The organism is Vibrio eleionomae (genome assembly GCF_009874545.1).
Classification (GTDB): Bacteria; Pseudomonadota; Gammaproteobacteria; order Enterobacterales; family Vibrionaceae; genus Vibrio; species Vibrio nitrifigilis.
Map to the genome: position 1 here is coordinate 36,532 of NZ_WEKT01000023.1, position 17,773 is coordinate 54,304.

16 protein-coding genes and 1 pseudogene are annotated in these 17,773 nt (G+C 42.2%); 13 read left to right on the forward strand and 4 right to left on the reverse strand.

Annotated features, from left to right (window positions below):
* The first annotated feature begins 255 nt into the window (after window positions 1–255).
* Both F9817_RS13065 and F9817_RS13070 read left to right on the forward strand, forming a co-directional pair.
* Entirely contained in the window at window positions 256–2,730 is a 2,475-nt protein-coding gene (locus tag F9817_RS13065) for a molybdopterin oxidoreductase family protein (RefSeq protein WP_161156220.1), read from the forward strand.
* Window positions 2,731–2,903: 173 nt separating this feature from the next.
* On the forward strand, window positions 2,904–4,502 hold the full coding sequence (locus tag F9817_RS13070; RefSeq protein WP_161156222.1) for an ABC-F family ATPase: 1,599 nt from the start codon (window positions 2,904–2,906) through the stop codon (window positions 4,500–4,502).
* 71 nt (window positions 4,503–4,573) lie between these two features.
* Here F9817_RS13070 and F9817_RS13075 read toward each other — a convergent pair whose 3' ends face one another.
* Window positions 4,574–5,200: a LysE family translocator gene (locus F9817_RS13075; RefSeq protein ID WP_161156224.1), complete on the reverse strand. Its 627-nt coding sequence runs from the start codon at window positions 5,198–5,200 to the stop codon at window positions 4,574–4,576.
* A gap of 189 nt (window positions 5,201–5,389) precedes the next feature.
* On the opposite strand from F9817_RS13075, the gene F9817_RS13080 reads away from it, so the two are divergent.
* On the forward strand, window positions 5,390–6,226 hold the full coding sequence (locus F9817_RS13080; protein ID WP_161156226.1) for an aldo/keto reductase: 837 nt from the start codon (window positions 5,390–5,392) through the stop codon (window positions 6,224–6,226).
* 70 nt (window positions 6,227–6,296) lie between these two features.
* Here F9817_RS13080 and cysM read toward each other — a convergent pair whose 3' ends face one another.
* Window positions 6,297–7,178: a cysteine synthase CysM gene (gene cysM, locus F9817_RS13085; RefSeq protein ID WP_161156228.1), complete on the reverse strand. Its 882-nt coding sequence runs from the start codon at window positions 7,176–7,178 to the stop codon at window positions 6,297–6,299.
* Window positions 7,179–7,398: 220 nt separating this feature from the next.
* Between cysM and F9817_RS13090 the strand changes: the two are divergent.
* The 3 genes and pseudogenes from F9817_RS13090 to F9817_RS13100 all read left to right on the forward strand — a co-directional run.
* A pseudogene (locus F9817_RS13090) lies at window positions 7,399–7,793 on the forward strand (ABC transporter permease); the annotation flags it as partial.
* A gap of 7 nt (window positions 7,794–7,800) precedes the next feature.
* Window positions 7,801–7,992, forward strand: a complete 192-nt coding sequence (locus F9817_RS13095; RefSeq protein WP_161156230.1) for a hypothetical protein — start codon at window positions 7,801–7,803, stop codon at window positions 7,990–7,992.
* A gap of 26 nt (window positions 7,993–8,018) precedes the next feature.
* A complete protein-coding gene (locus F9817_RS13100; protein ID WP_161156231.1) occupies window positions 8,019–8,393 on the forward strand; it encodes a TOBE-like domain-containing protein in 375 nt (124 codons plus the stop codon).
* Window positions 8,394–8,555: 162 nt separating this feature from the next.
* On the opposite strand, the gene F9817_RS13105 is transcribed toward F9817_RS13100, so the two are convergent.
* A complete protein-coding gene (locus F9817_RS13105; RefSeq protein ID WP_161156233.1) occupies window positions 8,556–8,828 on the reverse strand; it encodes a hypothetical protein in 273 nt (90 codons plus the stop codon).
* Window positions 8,829–9,217: 389 nt separating this feature from the next.
* Between F9817_RS13105 and F9817_RS13110 the strand changes: the two genes are divergently transcribed.
* The 7 genes from F9817_RS13110 to F9817_RS13140 all read left to right on the forward strand — a co-directional run bounded on the left by F9817_RS13110 (window position 9,218) and on the right by F9817_RS13140 (window position 16,028).
* On the forward strand, window positions 9,218–9,607 hold the full coding sequence (locus F9817_RS13110) for a tautomerase family protein (protein WP_161156235.1): 390 nt from the start codon (window positions 9,218–9,220) through the stop codon (window positions 9,605–9,607).
* 597 nt (window positions 9,608–10,204) lie between these two features.
* Complete coding sequence (locus tag F9817_RS13115; protein ID WP_161156237.1) at window positions 10,205–11,146, forward strand: sugar phosphate isomerase/epimerase family protein; 942 nt, start codon at window positions 10,205–10,207, stop codon at window positions 11,144–11,146.
* An 11-nt stretch (window positions 11,147–11,157) separates the two neighbouring features.
* Window positions 11,158–12,636 carry a sugar porter family MFS transporter gene (locus F9817_RS13120; protein WP_161156239.1) on the forward strand — a complete coding sequence of 493 codons (1,479 nt, stop codon included), beginning with the start codon at window positions 11,158–11,160 and terminating at the stop codon, window positions 12,634–12,636.
* Between the two features lie 2 nt (window positions 12,637–12,638).
* The gene (locus F9817_RS13125) at window positions 12,639–13,463 is read left to right on the forward strand and encodes a sugar phosphate isomerase/epimerase family protein (RefSeq protein WP_161156241.1); all 825 of its coding nucleotides are present in this window, start codon (window positions 12,639–12,641) and stop codon (window positions 13,461–13,463) included.
* Window positions 13,464–13,674: 211 nt separating this feature from the next.
* The gene (locus tag F9817_RS13130; protein WP_161156243.1) at window positions 13,675–14,598 is read left to right on the forward strand and encodes an AEC family transporter; all 924 of its coding nucleotides are present in this window, start codon (window positions 13,675–13,677) and stop codon (window positions 14,596–14,598) included.
* A 421-nt stretch (window positions 14,599–15,019) separates the two neighbouring features.
* Window positions 15,020–15,676 (forward strand): NAD(P)H-binding protein, encoded by a 657-nt coding sequence (locus F9817_RS13135; RefSeq protein WP_161156245.1) that lies wholly within the window; start codon window positions 15,020–15,022, stop codon window positions 15,674–15,676.
* Entirely contained in the window at window positions 15,645–16,028 is a 384-nt protein-coding gene (locus F9817_RS13140) for a GFA family protein (RefSeq protein WP_161156247.1), read from the forward strand. The genes F9817_RS13135 and F9817_RS13140 overlap by 32 nt, the downstream gene beginning before the upstream one ends.
* 71 nt (window positions 16,029–16,099) lie before the next feature.
* Here the strand turns inward: F9817_RS13140 and F9817_RS13145 are convergent, their stop codons facing one another.
* Window positions 16,100–17,746, reverse strand: a complete 1,647-nt coding sequence (locus F9817_RS13145; RefSeq protein WP_161156249.1) for a peptide ABC transporter substrate-binding protein — start codon at window positions 17,744–17,746, stop codon at window positions 16,100–16,102.
* Between the last annotated feature and the right edge of the window lie 27 nt (window positions 17,747–17,773).

Below are 17,773 nucleotides of genomic sequence, written 5' to 3' on the forward strand. Positions count from 1 at the left end.
CCAAAGAATCACTATAAATGAGTCACTAGCGAGAATAGGTTAGATTGATAAAAATGGTCCATGGATGTGCGACAATCTCTTTTCATGGTGAAAAATACATAAAAGTGGGTAGTAACCTTGGGTAACCATCTCTACCTAATAGTGGGTAGATAAATTATTTTATTCAATTAATTCAATTGGTTGGTTGGTTTGTTTAAGGGTGTTGGTCTATAAATTGCTTTTCTATGCTGAAAGTAGAAATAGTAAGGGGAATGTATGGTGACGCATGATGGATGGACCAAGTCAACGTGTGCTTACTGCGGAGTCGGTTGTGGTATTGAAGCCCGTGTTTTAGGCAGTGGAAAGCTAGAAGTGCGTGGTGATAAAAGCCATCCAGCCAACTTTGGCAAACTGTGCACCAAAGGCATAGCCTTGGGCGATACGGTCATTGAAGATGGTCGCTTACTTTATCCTCAGCAACGCGTTGCGGGGGAATGGCAAAGAGTGGCTTGGGATGAAGCCCTGACTACCGTTGCTGACAAATTTACGCAAACCATTGCGGAATATGGTCCAGATTCCGTTGCTTTTTATGTTTCAGGTCAGCTCCTGACCGAAGACTACTATGTCGCCAATAAATTAATGAAAGGCTTTATTGGCAGCAGCAATATCGACAGCAATTCGCGTTTGTGTATGGCATCGTCAGTCGTGGGACACAAACGTGCTTTTGGCATGGACAGTGTGCCAGTAGTTTATGAAGATTTAGAACAAGCGGAAGTGGTGATTCTGGTCGGTTCGAACCTCGCATGGTGTCATCCAGTGTTGTTTCAACGTTTGCGTGTCGCTAAGGAAAACAACCCTGAGCTTAAAGTGCTGGTGGTGGATCCTCGGAGTAATGAAAGCTGCGATATCGCCGATCAACATTTGGCAATTCATTCAGGTGCCGATGTCGCGTTGTTTAATGGTTTATTGCACTATCTTGCCGATCATCAAGCACTTGATACCGACTTTATTACCAACCATACCAACCACTTTGACATGGCGCTCGCCTCTGCTCAGCAAGACACCAATACGCAAGATGTAACGGGGTTATCAAGTGCGGAATTGGAACAGTTTTATCGAGCGTTTGCTGAACATAAAAGGGTAGTAACCATTTACTCACAAGGGGTCAATCAATCCACTCAGGGCTCAGATAAAGTCAACAGCATCATCAATTGTCACCTTGCGAGTGGCAAAATTGGCTATGTGGGGTGTGGTCCGTTTTCTGTGACAGGTCAGCCCAATGCCATGGGAGGACGAGAAGTGGGGGCGTTAGCCAGCACCCTTGCAGCGCATTTGGAGTTTGATCAGCCTGAAGAGATAGCAGCGATCCGCGAATTTTGGCACACCGACTCGCTCGCCACCAAGCCGGGACTCAAAGCGGTGGATATGTTTGATGCGGTTGCTGAGGGAAAGATTAAAGCGATTTGGATTATGGCGACCAATCCGGTGGTGAGTTTACCGAACAGCGACAAAATAAAGACTGCACTGGAAAATTGCCCATTTGTGGTGGTATCCGATTGCATTGCTGATACCGCTACCACTCGCTGCGCCGATCTACTTTTACCTGCGCAAGGTTGGAGTGAAAAATCCGGCACCGTCACCAACTCTGAACGCCGCATCTCGCGACAACGAAAATTGCTCGCCAGTCCGGGGCAAGCGAAATCTGATTGGTGGATCGTCAGTCAAGTGGCGCAGCGTATGGGGTTTAAAGAGCAGTTCGATTATCACCACGAAGGGGAAGTATTTCGCGAATATGCAGAGATGACGGGGCTGAATCAGCATGTGAAACCACGGGATTTGAACTTGATTGGTTTGGCTAAACTGACTGATCAAGAGTATCACCACTTGATGCCACAGCAGTGGCCCGTGCTTGTGTATCAATCTGAGTTAGTTAATCAGCGCCTTTTTACCGATAAGCAGTTTTATACCGCCAACGGCAAAGCGAATTTTTTAGCGGTGAGTCATCGAGTGCCTCAGCGGCAGATCTCAACGCAATATCCGTTGTTGCTCAATACCGGACGAACCAGGGATCATTGGCATACGATGACACGTACCGGATTATCAACGCGCCTAGCCTCATTTCACAGCGACCCTTACCTTATGATCCATCCAGATACTGCGCAGCAATATCAGCTCAATGACGGACACATTGCGACAGTGAGCAATCAGCAAGGTAAAGTGCGGGCTAAGGTGATGTTTAACGATGGGATGAAACGCGGTGAGCTTTTTATGCCCATTCATTGGAATGAATTAACCGCCGCTGATGCCAAACCTTGCAGCTTAGTTGACCCACGAGTTGATGCCTATTCGGGACAACCGGAATTTAAATGTACGCCTGTTGCGATAGTGCCTGAGCAGACACAAAGTGCAGTGTTAGTCGCTTGTGATAACCCTATTATATTGAATGATAGAGACTATTGGTCACGCCAAAAAATCGCAGGCGGTTATCTGTATCATATTAAAAGTGATCGTAAACTTGCTGACATATTGAAAGATTTGCCTGCCAGTAAGGGGCAAGAAGTCAGTTACCAGTCTGGGTCTTGGTATCTTAAAGCGACAAGACAAGACGTGAAAACTATACGCTTAGTAGTCGCTAGTGGTATCTCTGGTTTTAAACAGAAGCAAGTTGCGGATGTAGCAGAACTGTTTGCATATAATGAAGAAACGATGTCGATACAACAGTGCATTCATTGGTTGGAAAAGAAATGGTAGGTCAGCAGTTCGGTCTAATGGTGATAATAAAAATAGTGTGATTGATATCAAATCACTAGTAAGGGCTGAAGAGCTGAAAAAAAACTGCTACTATGTCACAAATTTAAAAAGTTGGCTTCATGCCAACTTTTTTCGTGTTTACACGCTATTTAAAAACGATATTAGGAATACTTGTGCTCTCAACTGCAAACATCACAATGCAATTTGGCGATAAGCCATTGTTTGAAAACATCTCCGTCAAATTTGGCGATGGTAACCGTTATGGTCTGATCGGTGCGAACGGCTGTGGCAAATCCACTTTTATGAAAATTTTAGGTGGTGAACTGGAGCAATCCGGGGGCACAGTTATTTCTTCTGATCCTAATGAACGCATGGCGAAATTAGGTCAGGACCAGTTTGCTTACGAACAGTACACGGTTATCGACACGGTGATTATGGGTCATAAAGAGCTGTGGGCTGTGAAAGAAGAGCGTGATCGTATCTATGCTCTGCCAGAAATGTCTGATGAAGACGGCATGCGTGTGGGCGATCTGGAAACTGAATTCATGGAAATGGATGGTTACTCGGCAGAGGCTCGTGCGGGTGAATTACTGTTGGGCTTAGGGATTGCTGAAGAGCAGCATTTTGGTTTGATGAGTGAAATCGCGCCAGGCCTAAAACTTCGTGTATTGTTGGCGCAAGTTCTGTTCGCTGAACCAGACATCATGCTACTAGACGAACCAACCAACAACTTGGACATGAGCACCATCGCATGGTTGGAGCAAACGCTATTAGCACGTAACTGTACTATGATCATCATTTCCCACGACCGTCACTTCCTGAATACCGTATGTACACATATGGCGGACTTGGATTACGGTGAACTTCGTATGTTCAGCGGTAACTACGATGAATACATGATAGCTGCTGAGCAAGCTCGTGAGCGCTTGCTTGCTGATAATGCGAAGAAGAAAGCACAAATTGCTGAATTGAAAACCTTTGTAAGCCGCTTCTCTGCGAACGCATCAAAAGCAAAACAAGCGACCTCTCGTCAGAAACAAATCGATAAAATTCAGCTAGATGATGTGAAGCCTTCGAGCCGTCAATCGCCATTTATTCGTTTTGACCAAGCGAAAGAGTTGTTCCGTAACGCTCTTGAAGTGACTGAAATGAAACAAGGTTACGACGATAACATTCTGTTTAATGATGTGAACATGATGGTGGAAGTGGGTGAGCGCATTGCGATCATCGGTGAGAACGGTATCGGTAAATCAACGATGTTGAACACGCTTGCAGGTGCTATGGAACCGATGCAGGGTGAAATTAAATGGTCAGAAAACAATAATATTGGTTTCTACGCACAAGATCATGCCCATGAGTTCGCAGAAGACATGAGCCTCTTAGATTGGATGGGGCAGTGGAAAAAAGAAGGCGACGATGAGCAAGTTGTCCGTGGCATTCTTGGTCGTATGCTGTTCTCACAAAACGATATCAAGAAATCCGTTAAAGTGATTTCTGGTGGTGAGCAAGGTCGTATGCTGTTTGGTAAATTGATCATGCAACAACCAAACATCCTGCTAATGGATGAACCGACCAACCACATGGATATGGAATCGATTGAAGCGCTTAACTTGGCGTTAGAGAACTACAAAGGTACCCTAATCTTTGTTTCTCACGACCGTCAGTTTGTATCTTCGATTGCCACACGTATCATCGAAATTTCAAAAGATGGTGTGAACGATTTCCACGGTACTTACGATGAGTACTTAGCGAAGCAAGCACTAGCGAACTAATTGTTTATTGCAATTGCATAAGGGCGAACGTAGTTCGCCCTTTTTTATTGGCTGAATCACTCTAATACGGGTTAACGTTGACGCATACCATTCACAATTAACCCGCCACCGAAAACCATAAATAACACACCTGATAATCGATTGATAAGATTAAACCATGATTTGCTTTGTCCAACTAATAAACGATGGGCCAATAGAGCATAGGAGGTTAAGGCAATAAATGAACAGCTAGCAAAAATCGCTGTTAATTCAAATGACTGTATCATTGGGTTAGCTTGTGGGTTAATAAATTGTGGTAGTAGTGCCGAGAAAAATAAAATGGCTTTGGGATTAGATAATCCAACCAATGTCGACTGTATAAATAAACTGCGGCTATTCGCATTGCGCGCTTCCATTGTCATCGTGTGAACGTTACTTTTTAGTGCTTTAACCCCTAAAAAGCACAGATACAGACCGCCAATGACCTGTACGGCATGAATCATCCATGCTCCAGTGGATTGTAAAAGTGTGCTCATACCTAATCCTGCTAAAGAAGCATAAAAAATCATGGCACATTCATTACCTGCAATGCCACATAGGGCTTTTTTCATACCGTGATTGGCTCCATTCGAGATAGCTAGTAAGACTGCAGGAGCTGGAGATAACGTCGCGATTATTGCGATGGCTAAAAAGCCGAGTAAAGAGTGGGTATCTAACATTGAAATTCCTTTTCAATTAATAATGTAAGTAAGCTACCTAATCAAATTAACGTACTTTTATGCACCCAACAAGCGAATTGCTCTTGCATCATTTTTACGTCAATTCTGCTGCCAAGCGTTGGTTTTTTATGCGTTCTTTGGCAAGGTATAATATAAGTTAGCCAATTCATTTATTAAGGAGAAAGTAGTATGACGAACACTCCAAACCAGATCTCATTCCATGATGGGCATTCTATTCCTCAGTTAGGCCTTGGTGTGTGGCAAGCTTCCAATGAACAAGCTGCACTTGCGGTTCGTGAAGCGTTATTGAATGGTTACCGACATATCGATACCGCTGCAATTTATGGTAACGAAGAAGGTGTCGCCGCAGGCATTAAACAAAGTGGTGTACCGCGCGAAGATGTGTTTGTGACGACCAAAATTTGGAATGATGCTCAAGGCGCAAGTCAATCCCGAGACGCCTTTATGCAAAGTTTGGAACGTTTAGATACTGATTACGTGGATTTGCTGTTAATTCACTGGCCATTGCCAATGAAAGATAAATATATCGAGACTTGGCGTACCATGATTGAGTTGCAACAAGAAGGGTTAGTTAAATCGATTGGTGTGTCTAACTTTATGGAATTATATCTGAAACGATTGATACAAGAAACCGCAATTAAACCGGTATTAAATCAGATCGAGTTACACCCTTATATGCAGCAGAACGTTTTACGAGATGCCCATCAACAACTTGGAATTCGTACAGAAGCGTGGAGTCCATTAGCACAAAACAAGGCATTAAATGATGCTGTTATCGGGCAAATTGCCCAAAAGCATGGCAAAACACCCGCTCAAATTGTCATCCGCTGGCATTTAGATAACCAAGTGATTGTTATACCAAAATCAGTGACGCCGTCACGCATTAAGCAAAATTTTGATGTGTTTGATTTTGAGTTAGATCATGATGATATGACGCTGATAGCAGCTTTAGAAAAGGGGCAGCGATTAGGCCCAGATCCAGAAGTTTTCTCAATGGGTGCATAAGCATTGTGAAGATCTAAAAAAAACACCTCGCATTGGCGAGGTGTTTTAAATTCAGAGTTGCTTTAGTTGATTACGAAAATAGACCTGATGATAAGTAACGGTCGCCACGGTCACAAACAATAGCAACTACTACGGCATCTGGATTATTGCGAGCAATTTCTAAGGCTGCAAATACGGCGCCGCCAGAACTTACCCCCGCACTGATGCCTTCAATACGAGCTAATTCTCTTGCGGTTTCTTTCGCATCGCTTTCTTCTACGTCGATCACTTGGTCAACACGGGCCGCTTCGAAAATACCTGGAAGGTATTCTGGTGGCCAGCGGCGAATGCCCGGGATATTGCTGCCTTCTGCTGGTTGTAAGCCAACAATCTGGACATCTTCACTCTGAGATTTCAGATATTTAGAGGTACCCATGATGGTGCCCGTTGTACCCATACTAGACACAAAGTGAGTGATTTTGCCTTGAGTTTGCTGCCAAATTTCTGGACCTGTGGTTTTAAAATGCGCATCAGGGTTATCTGGGTTATTGAACTGATCAAGAACGATGCCTTTACCTTCTTCTTGCATTTGTAAAGCAAGGTCACGGGCGACTTCCATGCCATCGACCAAAATCAATTCCGCACCATAGGCTTTCATTGAATCAATACGTTCTTGAGTTGAGCTTTTTGGCATGATCAGTACCATTTTATAGCCCTTAATCGCAGCGGCCATCGCCAGCGCAATTCCAGTGTTACCGCTGGTTGCTTCAACGATAGTATCACCTGGTTTGATATCACCACGAGCTTCTGCCTGTAATATCATATTAAGAGCTGGGCGGTCTTTCACAGAACCTGCTGGGTTATTGCCTTCTAGCTTAACAAGAACAGTACCTGAGTTTTCACTCGGTAAACGCTGTAGGCGAACTAATGGCGTGTTACCTACAAATGATTCGATGGTTGGAAAATCTGACACGTCTATTTCCTTTGTGTTGTTCGGCGAGTGAAAAAGAAACGTTTACTCGCAAAGTTTGTTGCGGTAATAATAATGACAATACCACTTGGAGTACAGCGTGCGACGTAAATCGGCTATTTATAATAAAAGTAATTGATTGATTGTATTCTAAAAGGTTATATCGATTGTATTTATTATTCACTTCATTTCACTTAGTCTATCGATTCGAAAGGATCACCGCTTTTTATTGCTGATTTCTCTAGCGGCTTTTGCGTCCATTTTAAATAGCTTTTTTGGCTTATTGCTGGCGTGGGTATTGGTTCGTTATGATTTTCCCAGTAAGCGTTTACTGGATGCATTAGTCGATTTACCATTCGCTCTACCCACTGCCGTAGCAGGTATCACTTTAGCAACGCCTATTCTGCCAATGGTCCATTTGGCGCCGTTATATTCCTAGCGGGCAATATGCCTTATATCCGCGAAATCACCTCACTAATGATTTTTGTCAAACTGCAAGAATTTGCTTTTGCAGGAGCGAGTGCCATTGCCTCGGTAGTATTGATGGCATCACTGCTGTTATTACTTGCGATCAACATTGGGCAAGAGCGCTATTTGCGCCGTATTCACGGTAAGTAAGGAGAATATGATGATCCAAGTTAGACGTGTTGGTGATCAACCAGTCGTAAAATGGACATTGATTCTGCTTGCCATATTACTTCTGGTACCGCTATTTAGTATTTCCATCACGTCTTCGCGAGTGCGTCTTTATTGCCTTGATTACCCTAGCATTAAAAACCGTAGTGGAATGGCGCCAAGCGCGTTCACGACGAGTTGATAACGATGATGAATGAGTGATAACCCATGAGTATTTCAATAAACAACCTTTCAAAAACGTTTGCCCAGTTTCAGCATAATGGGTTGTTGTATGTGCGCAGTCATGAGATATCATTGGCCAATAAAGAGAATAAACAAGCCTCTTTACCCGCTAAAGTCATGTCAGTGACACCGATTGGCGCGGAAGTCCGTGTCGAATTAGCACCTCAAGGGTGGGAATCTGATCAGTATTGGGAAGTGCGTTTATCTCATCGTCAATTTGATAGTGATAAAATTCGCCGCGGTGGCATTCTCTATTTAGTACCCCAAGCGGGCTATTTCTTTGCTCAGGACACTCATCAAGATCCGTTGAAACTTGCTTGGCCATTTTTAGAAAAAGATGCGGTTATGTTTGAAATCTAGAATGGAATAGCCCTGTCATAGAGACAGGGCTATTTGTCGTGAAGTGATGTATTCAAACAGCTAGCTTGTAATCGATTCCATTTGATAGATGCCCAATTCAAATACTTCATACGAATAAATCATTTGAGTTGTGCAACTCCTGTCTGCGTTTAAGATGCTGATTTAGTGAAGCACTTTTTCAGGCAATAACGTTACCCGGAATAGCGTCACTACTTCACGAATAAAGTTGGCGGTGTATTCAATATTGATACTGATAGAACGCCAGCATATCTCATGAATCAAGTCTTGCAGTTTTTTCTCCCGTAAGTGAAATTTATTGATGTCCGCTTCCGTTAACTGGTTTACTTCATCTTCAAACAGCAATATGAAGTCTTTCAGTGCCGGAAGTTCCTGCTTTGCCATTACTATAAAGGTGGATATATCATCTCGGAACATGTTAATCCTCATCTTTACTACTCTCATCATTCTCTTATTCTTGTTAGCTGTTAAACGTAAACGATGTTGTCCAATCAACGGTTCTAATTATTGTTACTATCTTGTGAAAATCTACAAATTAACCCTTTATCAGTACAACATTTGGTAGTTGGTCACACTCTTACATTTCGACATGTTTTCTGAATTATTTGTTCAGAATCTTTTCAGAAATTGTTTGTCACGGATAATGATAAAAATAAATTGAAATTTTTATTTCATTTCTTTATTATGTGAAAAGTGATGAATAAGCATCAAAGTTTAAAGAATCAGGTGTTCGCGGCATGCTGGAATTTTCCACTATGAATACCGCCCTTGGTTCATCAATTATGTCGTATTTTGGGAGGAAAAGGATGCCGTTACTGCAATTTGATCTTATTGAAGGGCGCTCTGAATCAGAGATTAAAACATTATTGGATACCGCACACGAAGTGGTGCTTGAAGCGTTTCAAGTTCCAGAGCGTGACCGCTACCAGTTAGTACGAGAAAACAAACGTTACCAAATGGTTTTTCAAGATACTGGTTTAGGCTTTGAACGCACTGATAACTTTGTATTATTACGTGTGTTTACCAGTCCGCGTCCTGCCGATCAAAAAGAGAAATTTTTGAAGCTATTGGCGGACAAGTTTAAAGAACGCTGTGGGATTGAAGGTAAAGATTTGATGATTACTTTCATCAATAATGATAAGAGTGATTGGAGCTTCGGCTTTGGTGAAGCTCAGTACGTTACTGGCGCTTTATAAGGCGTAATGACGTAATCATAATTAACCTTCTGTTGGATAATAAAGGAAGAAGCTTATTGCAAGTTTCTTCCTTTTTTTGTTGTTTTCTTTCCTTCATTTCGAGTGATGGACACATTCCAAATTCTGATTTATTAAAATTTGATCGCTAAATTACGAAATAAATATTCAATTACCTTTTCTAAACTTTACATATGATATGGCTAAAATACTTAGAGCCATCCATTCCATAAACAGAAATATAAATAGATATCTTATAATCACTATAAAGTTGATTTTTACTTTAAGGTGTTGTTTTTTAGTTGTTTATTTGAATTTGTGATCCATGCTTAGTTCCTCGAAATTAGGGTCTTTTTAGTGTGATCGTTCTCCTGTTTCTTTCTATTTTTGGCCAAAAAGCATGAACTACCTAACGAAAATAATTATCCGTTAACTTAACGTATGGAATTTATATTTCATTAGGGTTTATGATAATGCCATTCGCAGAGCAGGAAAGAACAATAAACAGAAGTGTCGTGCTAAATAACCCCTACAACTAGACACTCTGAACTTTAATCTCTGTTGATGTCGATAACGAAACAATGGGTAAGAGGAAGAATTATGAAACTGGCATTGTGTACCGATGTACTGGCGGACCTCTCTTTCAGTGACATGTTGAAAAAAGCAAAAAGTTATGGAGTACAAGGTGTTGAGATGACCGCTGGTGGTTGGTCTCCTTGTCCTCATGTAAACACACGTGAGTTATTAAGCGACAGTGCCAAACTGGCGCAATTTAAAGCAGAACTAGAAGAAAATGAATTAGAAATTGCAGCGCTTAACTGTTCAGGTAACCCTCTAGCTCCGGGCCTATTAGGTAGTCAGCATAGTGAAAGCAGTTATGCAGCCGCTGAGCTAGCTGGAAAGTTAGGGGTGAAAAAAATCGTAATGATGAGTGGTCTTCCTGGTGGTTGCGCTGAAGATACCATTCCAAACTGGATCACTTCGACTGTGTCTTGGCCAGATTACATGCCCGGTGTTGTGGAATATCAATGGAACGAAGTTGCTATCCCTTGGTGGAAAAAATTTGCTCAATACGCGAAAGATCAAGGCATTGAACAAATTGCGATTGAAGAATTTCCGAATCAACTAGTTTATAACCCTGCAACCTTGTTGAAACTGCGTGAAGCAGTTGGCGGCATTATTGGTATGAACCTAGACCCTTCTCACCTCTTTGTTATGGGAGCAGATCCAATTGCTGCTGCTCGTAAATTGGAAGGTTCGATTTATCACGTCCACGGTAAGGATGCTCGTATTGAGCGTGGTCTTGCAGATATTGATGGCTTACTTGAATATCGCCCTGTCACTGATACCAAAAACCGGACATGGAATTATGTTGCGGTAGGGTGTGGCCATGACTTGATGTGGTGGAGAGAGTTTTTCTCAGTGCTGAGTATGACTGGTTACGATGGTTGGGTTTCTCTAGAAATGGAAGACTTAACTATGTCGGTTGAAGCGGGCATATCCACTTCGATTTCTGCTTTACAGCAATCACTGTCTTACTGAGGGGGTAGGTAATGGACCGTACTCGTTATAATGCCAAATACGTATACTGGCTATGTTGTATCGCCACTTTAGGTGGTGTTATGTTCGGCTTCTCAACTGGGGTAATTGCTGGTGCACTGGACTTTGTTCAACAGCACTTCCAGTTGAATTCCACTGAAACTGGCTGGCTTGTATCCAGTATCTTCTTCGGCTGTATTTTTGGTGCAGTCATCGCCGGTAAGCTAGCGGACAAATGGGGACGTAAAAAAACCTTACTCCTTGCTACCATTGCATTTATTTTTTCAACCATTGGTTCGACATTTGCCGATTCATTCACTGTATTTTCCATAGCGCGTATCATTTCAGGTGTCGCCATTGGTTTTGCAAGTACCGTTGCTCCTATGTATATGGGGGAAGTGGCTCCATCAGAGATTCGTGGTAAATCTTCAGGGATTTGGAACCTATCTTTAGTGGGCTCACAAATGGTCATCTTTTTAATCAACTTTTTGATTGCAAAAGGTATGGCCGACACATGGTTGATTGAAATCGGCTGGCGTTGGATGATGGGGGCTCAATTTGTTCCTGTCGTATTGATGCTGGTATGTACGCTGATTCTTCCAGAATCGCCTGATTGGTGTATCAAAAATGGTCGAGTAGATGATGCACTTAAGATATTGAGTAGAATCTACCCAGATTTAAACGAAAAAGAAGCACGTGCCATTTTTGAAGCTCGTCGAGTTGAAGAAGAAAAAGCCAATGCATCAGCTTCAAAAGGTGCAAACAGCTTAAGCTTTATTTTTAAAACCCCCGTTCTACGGTACGGACTAATTGTGGGCTGTACGGTCGCTGCTCTGCAACAGCTGACAGGGGCTTCCATCGTGATGTATTACGCTCCGGTTATTTTGCAAACTGGTGATACTACGAAAGAAATGATTTTGTTCCAAACTATCTTTATCGGTTTGTTGAACGCTATCGGTGCCTTTGTGGGAATGAACTTATTTGACCGTTTTGGCCGTCGACCGGTGATGCAAATCGGGACTGTTGGTTCGGTTCTTGCTCTGCTTATAATTTCTTACAGCATGTATTTCCACCAATCAGGTTACCTAGCTATCTTTGGCGCTCTGTTCTTTATCGTGATGTTCGCTATCAGTTGGGGGTCTGGTTGTTGGGTGCTGATTTCAGAAATATTCCCAGCACGTATTAAAGGTTATTCAATGGGCTTGGCTGTTATGTTGATGTGGATCGTTAACTTCATCGTAGCGCAAGTTTTCCCAATGATTAACGATATTCCTGCTCTACAAGAAGCCTTTAATGGCGCTTTCTCCATGTGGCTCTTTGCGGCGTTAAACGTGTTCTGCCTATTCTTCCTGACACGTTATGTTCCTGAAACAAAAGGCGTTGCCTTGGAAGATATCGAAGACTTAATCGCAAACCATATGAAACATTTGGCGAATCGTTCAGTGAACCCTACAACAATTGAACATTCAGCCACAAATAACGTGAAGAGGTAATTATGTTTAAAACATTACACGGCGTTTCAACACATTACTGTAACGTACTTACTGAAGTTAGAATCGCTGCTGAAGCGGGTTATGATGCTCTAGAATTTCTTCATTATAAATTGCTGCGTTATTTAGATAATGGTGGTTCAACTGCAGAGCTTAAAGCTCGAGTTGATCAATATGGTCTAAAAGTCGCTTGTTTGAATGCGTTGATTGATATCGAACGCTACCAAGGTGAAGAAAAAACACAAATGCTCGCTGAAGCGGAACGTTTGACCAAAATTGCAGCCGAGTTGGATTGCCCAACTATCCAAATTTTGGCTCAACATGGGATTGACCATTTACCACAAGATCAGATCATGGATATCATGACTGAAAATATCTCTCAAATTGCTGATATCGGTCTTGAACATGGTGTGCGTTACCAAATTGAAGTGATTGCGCATACTAAATTTAATACCTTGCCTCAAGCGTTAGAAGTGATCAAACGTATTGGTAAGCCGAATGTGGGTTTGGTTATCGACTTCTGGCACCTATGGGCAACTGGTACTTCAACACCAGCTGATGTTGCAGCGCTTGATCCTAAGTTGATTTTCGGTGTTCACTTCTGTGATGGTCGTCGACCAAAAGAAGGAGAAGCTTGGGAAGAAACTGTATTACGAGCTTACATGCCTGGTGAAGGTGATATCGACGTTCAAGCTTGGACAGATGCAGTGAAATCTACTGGATTCGATGGTTGTTGGTCTGCTGAGTTGTTTAGTCCTCGTTGTTGGGAAATGGACCATAAAGAGCTTGCTCAACAAGTCATTGAGAACATGGCTAAATACACGGATTGATAAAATATTTTTGGGCTTTTTACCCAACGATTCGCTATAAAATAAAAGGAAAGCAGTGATTGCTTTCCTTTTTTTTGTTTTTTGTAGCGAATCAATCCAAATATAATCAAATTGGATTAATAGAAAAAATGCCATTAGTTTCTGAGTCTTATCCAATTATGCATTACGACGTATAATAGGGCACTTTGTATTATTTAACGGAATGTAGGTAATGGGCGTCGACGTCATAGTTAATCAGATTATAGTGTTGTTTCTTTTGATGGGATTAGGATATTGTTTGGTTAAGTATAAAGTCCTAGATAAAGCGACTTGCGATAAGCTGACTTGGTTATTGTGCTACGTTGTCATGCCATGTTTGATTTTTAATGCTTTTCAAATTCCGTTTACTGATGAACTGTGGCACAACTTTGTGCTGATGGCAGGGTTAACGTTTGGTATCCATTTTCTGTATATCCTGCTGAGTAAGATCTTACTGAATAATCGCCATCTCAAAAAACGTTCGCTAGCAGAACAGATGCAATTTACGGCGGTCTATTCCAATTGTGGCTTTATGGGCCTTCCTTTAGTCATGGCTCTGGTTGGTAGTGCAGGGGCTTTTTATGGGTCAGTTTACATTGCGGTAAACGGTCTATTTGTGTGGACTCATGGACTGCTAACATACTCTGGACGTTTTGATCGCCGCTCTTTACTCAAAGTCGCGTTAAATCCTAATACCATCGCTTCAATCGTAGGCTGTTTATTCTTTGTTTTTTCTATCCATTTGCCGACCCCAGTTCACTCTGCTATTGGTCATGTTGGTACGATGAATACCGCGTTATCTATGATTTTGGTGGGCGCGGCGATGGCTCAAGTCGAAATTCGCAAAATTTGGCTCAACAGCTACGCCTGGATTAGTGTATTCATGCGTAATCTGCTGTTTCCGGGGATTGTATTGATAGGGCTATTCTCACTTAATATTCAAGGTAATCTATTAATCATCGCCATGGCGTTAAGTGCGTGCCCTGTCGCTGGCATGTCCGTTCTTTTTGCACAATTAACTGGTAAAGATACTGATTTCCCATGTAAGAGTTTGACACTATCAACCATTGCAAGTTTGGTGACTTTGCCGTTGATGCTTGCTTTAGCGTCTTTGTAATAAGGTCACTTCGAAATATGAAATGAATTAATATAAAATATTAGACACTGTAATTAGACTTTTTGCTCTAGTGTTCTACACTTATTTTGTTTAATTCATGTGAACACGCTCAATACAACGTTTTTGAGACATCCGTGTTAGTTGCTCATCATCATCATTGATGCGAAGCAAGTGGAATTGGTGGTCAGAGGCCAATATCCGATTGTTTTGTTCAGTGCGGGGGATGAGCTTTTTTTTATCAAAATTTCACAGCGGAAACGTTCCTATTTCTGATGTTCATAAACGTTAAATTTGATAATAACAACTTGTTTATTATTGTTTTAATTGCGTGACAACCGTTCATTATCACCTTCCTCACATTGAGCATGTGCTGTGATTGTATATAGTAATATAAGTGTGTATTAAAAGAGGTAAATGACCGATGAGTTCTGTTTTCGTAGTAGGGGCTGCTGGTAAAGTTGGCCACCAATTAGTGCGTAAGTTAGTGAAAAATGGTCATGATGTCTTAGGGATGGTCCGTAACGATGAGCAACAAGAACTACTTCGAGAGTATGGTTCTCACGCTGTGTATGGAGATTTATTAGAACTAGCCGTCCATGAATTAGCGTCTTTGATGAAAGATTCTGAATGTGTTGTTTTTACTGCTGGGGCGGGTGGTAAAGGTGGTGAAGCGATGACCAATGCCATAGATGGTAAAGGGTTAGAGCTTTGTGTCGATGCAGCTCTGCTTGCTAAAGTGCCACGGTTTATTCTTGTCTCTGCTTTTCCCGAAGCGGGTAGGGCCAAATTTATTTCTGACACGTTTGAAAATTATATGCAGGTGAAAAAAGCGGCAGATGTCTATTTAGCTCAATCCACTTTAAAGTGGGTTATTTTGCGTCCGGGTACGTTAACGGATACGGTCGGCAGTGGCTTGGTCAATATGGGGCCAGCGATTCCTTACGGCGACATTTCACGTGAAGATGTTGCGGCAACGTTGGTCGCCTTAGTCGAGCATGAAGAAGTAGAAAAAAGAATCATTGAGCTAACTCAGGGAGATACATTTATTGAGCAATCGATTCGCAAACTTAACGAGTAATGCATGCTCGCTAGCTTGTCACTGTGGCAATATTTCACTTGAGTTAAAGTGTACTCCAACATGGGCTCGTGACTGCAATTGTTCGATTTGTCATAGATATGCTGCGCTTTGGAGTTACGTACCTAAGCCACAATTTATGGTGACTTGGTCGAAAGAAGAACCCAAAGGGTATTGTTGGGGCGATGAACAGGTCGTGTTTTACCATTGTCCTATCTGTGGTTGTATTACTCATTATGTTACGACTGAAAAATGCGACGAGCAATTTGTGGCAGTGAATATGCGTATGGCTGAATTAACAATGATCTCGCAGTTATCGATTGAGCGCGTTGATAACGCTGAAACAGCATCTTGAGGTTACTTGGGTATATAAATAGAAAACCAGCCCATATGGGCTGGTTGCAAAGATGACTAAGCCAATGTTCGTTAGCTTTTAGGCTTTTTCGCTTTGATGTACAGATCTTTAGTGTAAATTTTTCCTTCGGCATTGTGCATTGGAAATCCCCCCACGGTAGGGCGTACTAACCTTGCTTGCATGTAATAATAAATAGGTGCAATGGGCATATCCTGACTTAACATGGATTCTGCTTGGTCGTAATTATGATTACGTTCTCCAAGGTCTGTCGCGACCTGAGCTCTATTCATCACAGCGTCATATGTTGGGTTACTGTAAAATGCATAATTGCGCTCATTACCGGCAGTATAAAGACTTAAGAATGTCGAGGCTTCGTTATAATCGCCACACCAAGACGCACGCATAATGTCAAAGTTGCCTTGTTTGCGTGATGACAAATAAGACTTCCACTCCTGATTTTCTAACGTAATGTCTGTTCCCAGTGTTTTGTTCCACATGGAAGTGATCGCAACTGCAATCTCTTTATTGGTTGCACTGGTGTTATACAGCAAAGTGCCTTTTAAAGGGTGTTGTTTATCGAACCCTGCTTCCTTCATTAACGCTTGAGCTTTCTCATCTCGCTCTTTTTGGGTCATTTGCGCATATTTAGGTTGGGTTGCTTTAAATCCGGCGACATCCTTATGTGCGAATGTATAGGCTGGGATGTTGCCTACTTGGGTAATGCCATCGGTAATTACATCGCGGTGAATTGCATAGGATAACGCCTGACGAACTTTTGGATTATCGAAAGGTTGGTGTTGTGTATTGAACGCGTAGTAGTAGGTACAAAGCAGAGGCGTCACTGTATAGGCATCTGCGTGCTCTTTTTTAAGCTTTGGTGCCATTGCCGCTGGAACATCTGATGTGATATCGACTTCCCCGGTTAAGTATCGGTTCATCGCAGAGTTCTGATTCTCAAATGGGATATAAACCACTTTGTTAATGACCGTATCTTTATCATCCCAGTAGTTAGGATTACGGGTCAGCTCAATACGTTCATTGACTACCCACTTTTTGAGCGTGTAGGCACCGTTTGACACAATATGCCCCGCTCGTGCCCAGCGATCCCCATATTTTTCGATAACCGATTTAGGTACTGGCATCATGGCGGTGTGAGCGGTCATCGCAATAAAGTAAGGGACCGGTTTTGATAAGGTAATTTGCAACGTATGCGGATCAATCGCTTTTACCCCTAATGAATCTACCGGCTTTTTACCATCAACAATTGCTTCTGCATTTTCTATTTGCGCCAATTTCAGATACCACGCGTTAGGTGATGCTGATTTTGGATCGGCGAGTCGACGTAATGAATAAACGAAATCGTCTGCTGTGATAGGTTGTCCGTTGGACCACTTGGCATCCTGACGTAACGTAAATGTATAGACTTTGTTGTCTTGGACAACCCAGTTTGATGCTACACCAGGAATAATATGACCATTTTCATCTTGTATGACCAGGCCTTCAAAGAGGTCTCGGATAATATGCATTTCAGCTAGGCCCTCCGCTTTCATTGGATCAAGCGTAGCGGCCTCAGCATCGTTACCACGAACAAGAGTTTGTTCTTTTGCTGGAGCAAGAGTGATATTGTCGGGGATATGAGCAGCGTAAGCGGAAAAAGTGGTTACACTAAAAGCGAGTGAGAATACGCTAGCACAAGACTGTTTGATTAATGGATTCATAAACGCGTCCTTGGAAAAGGTTACGGG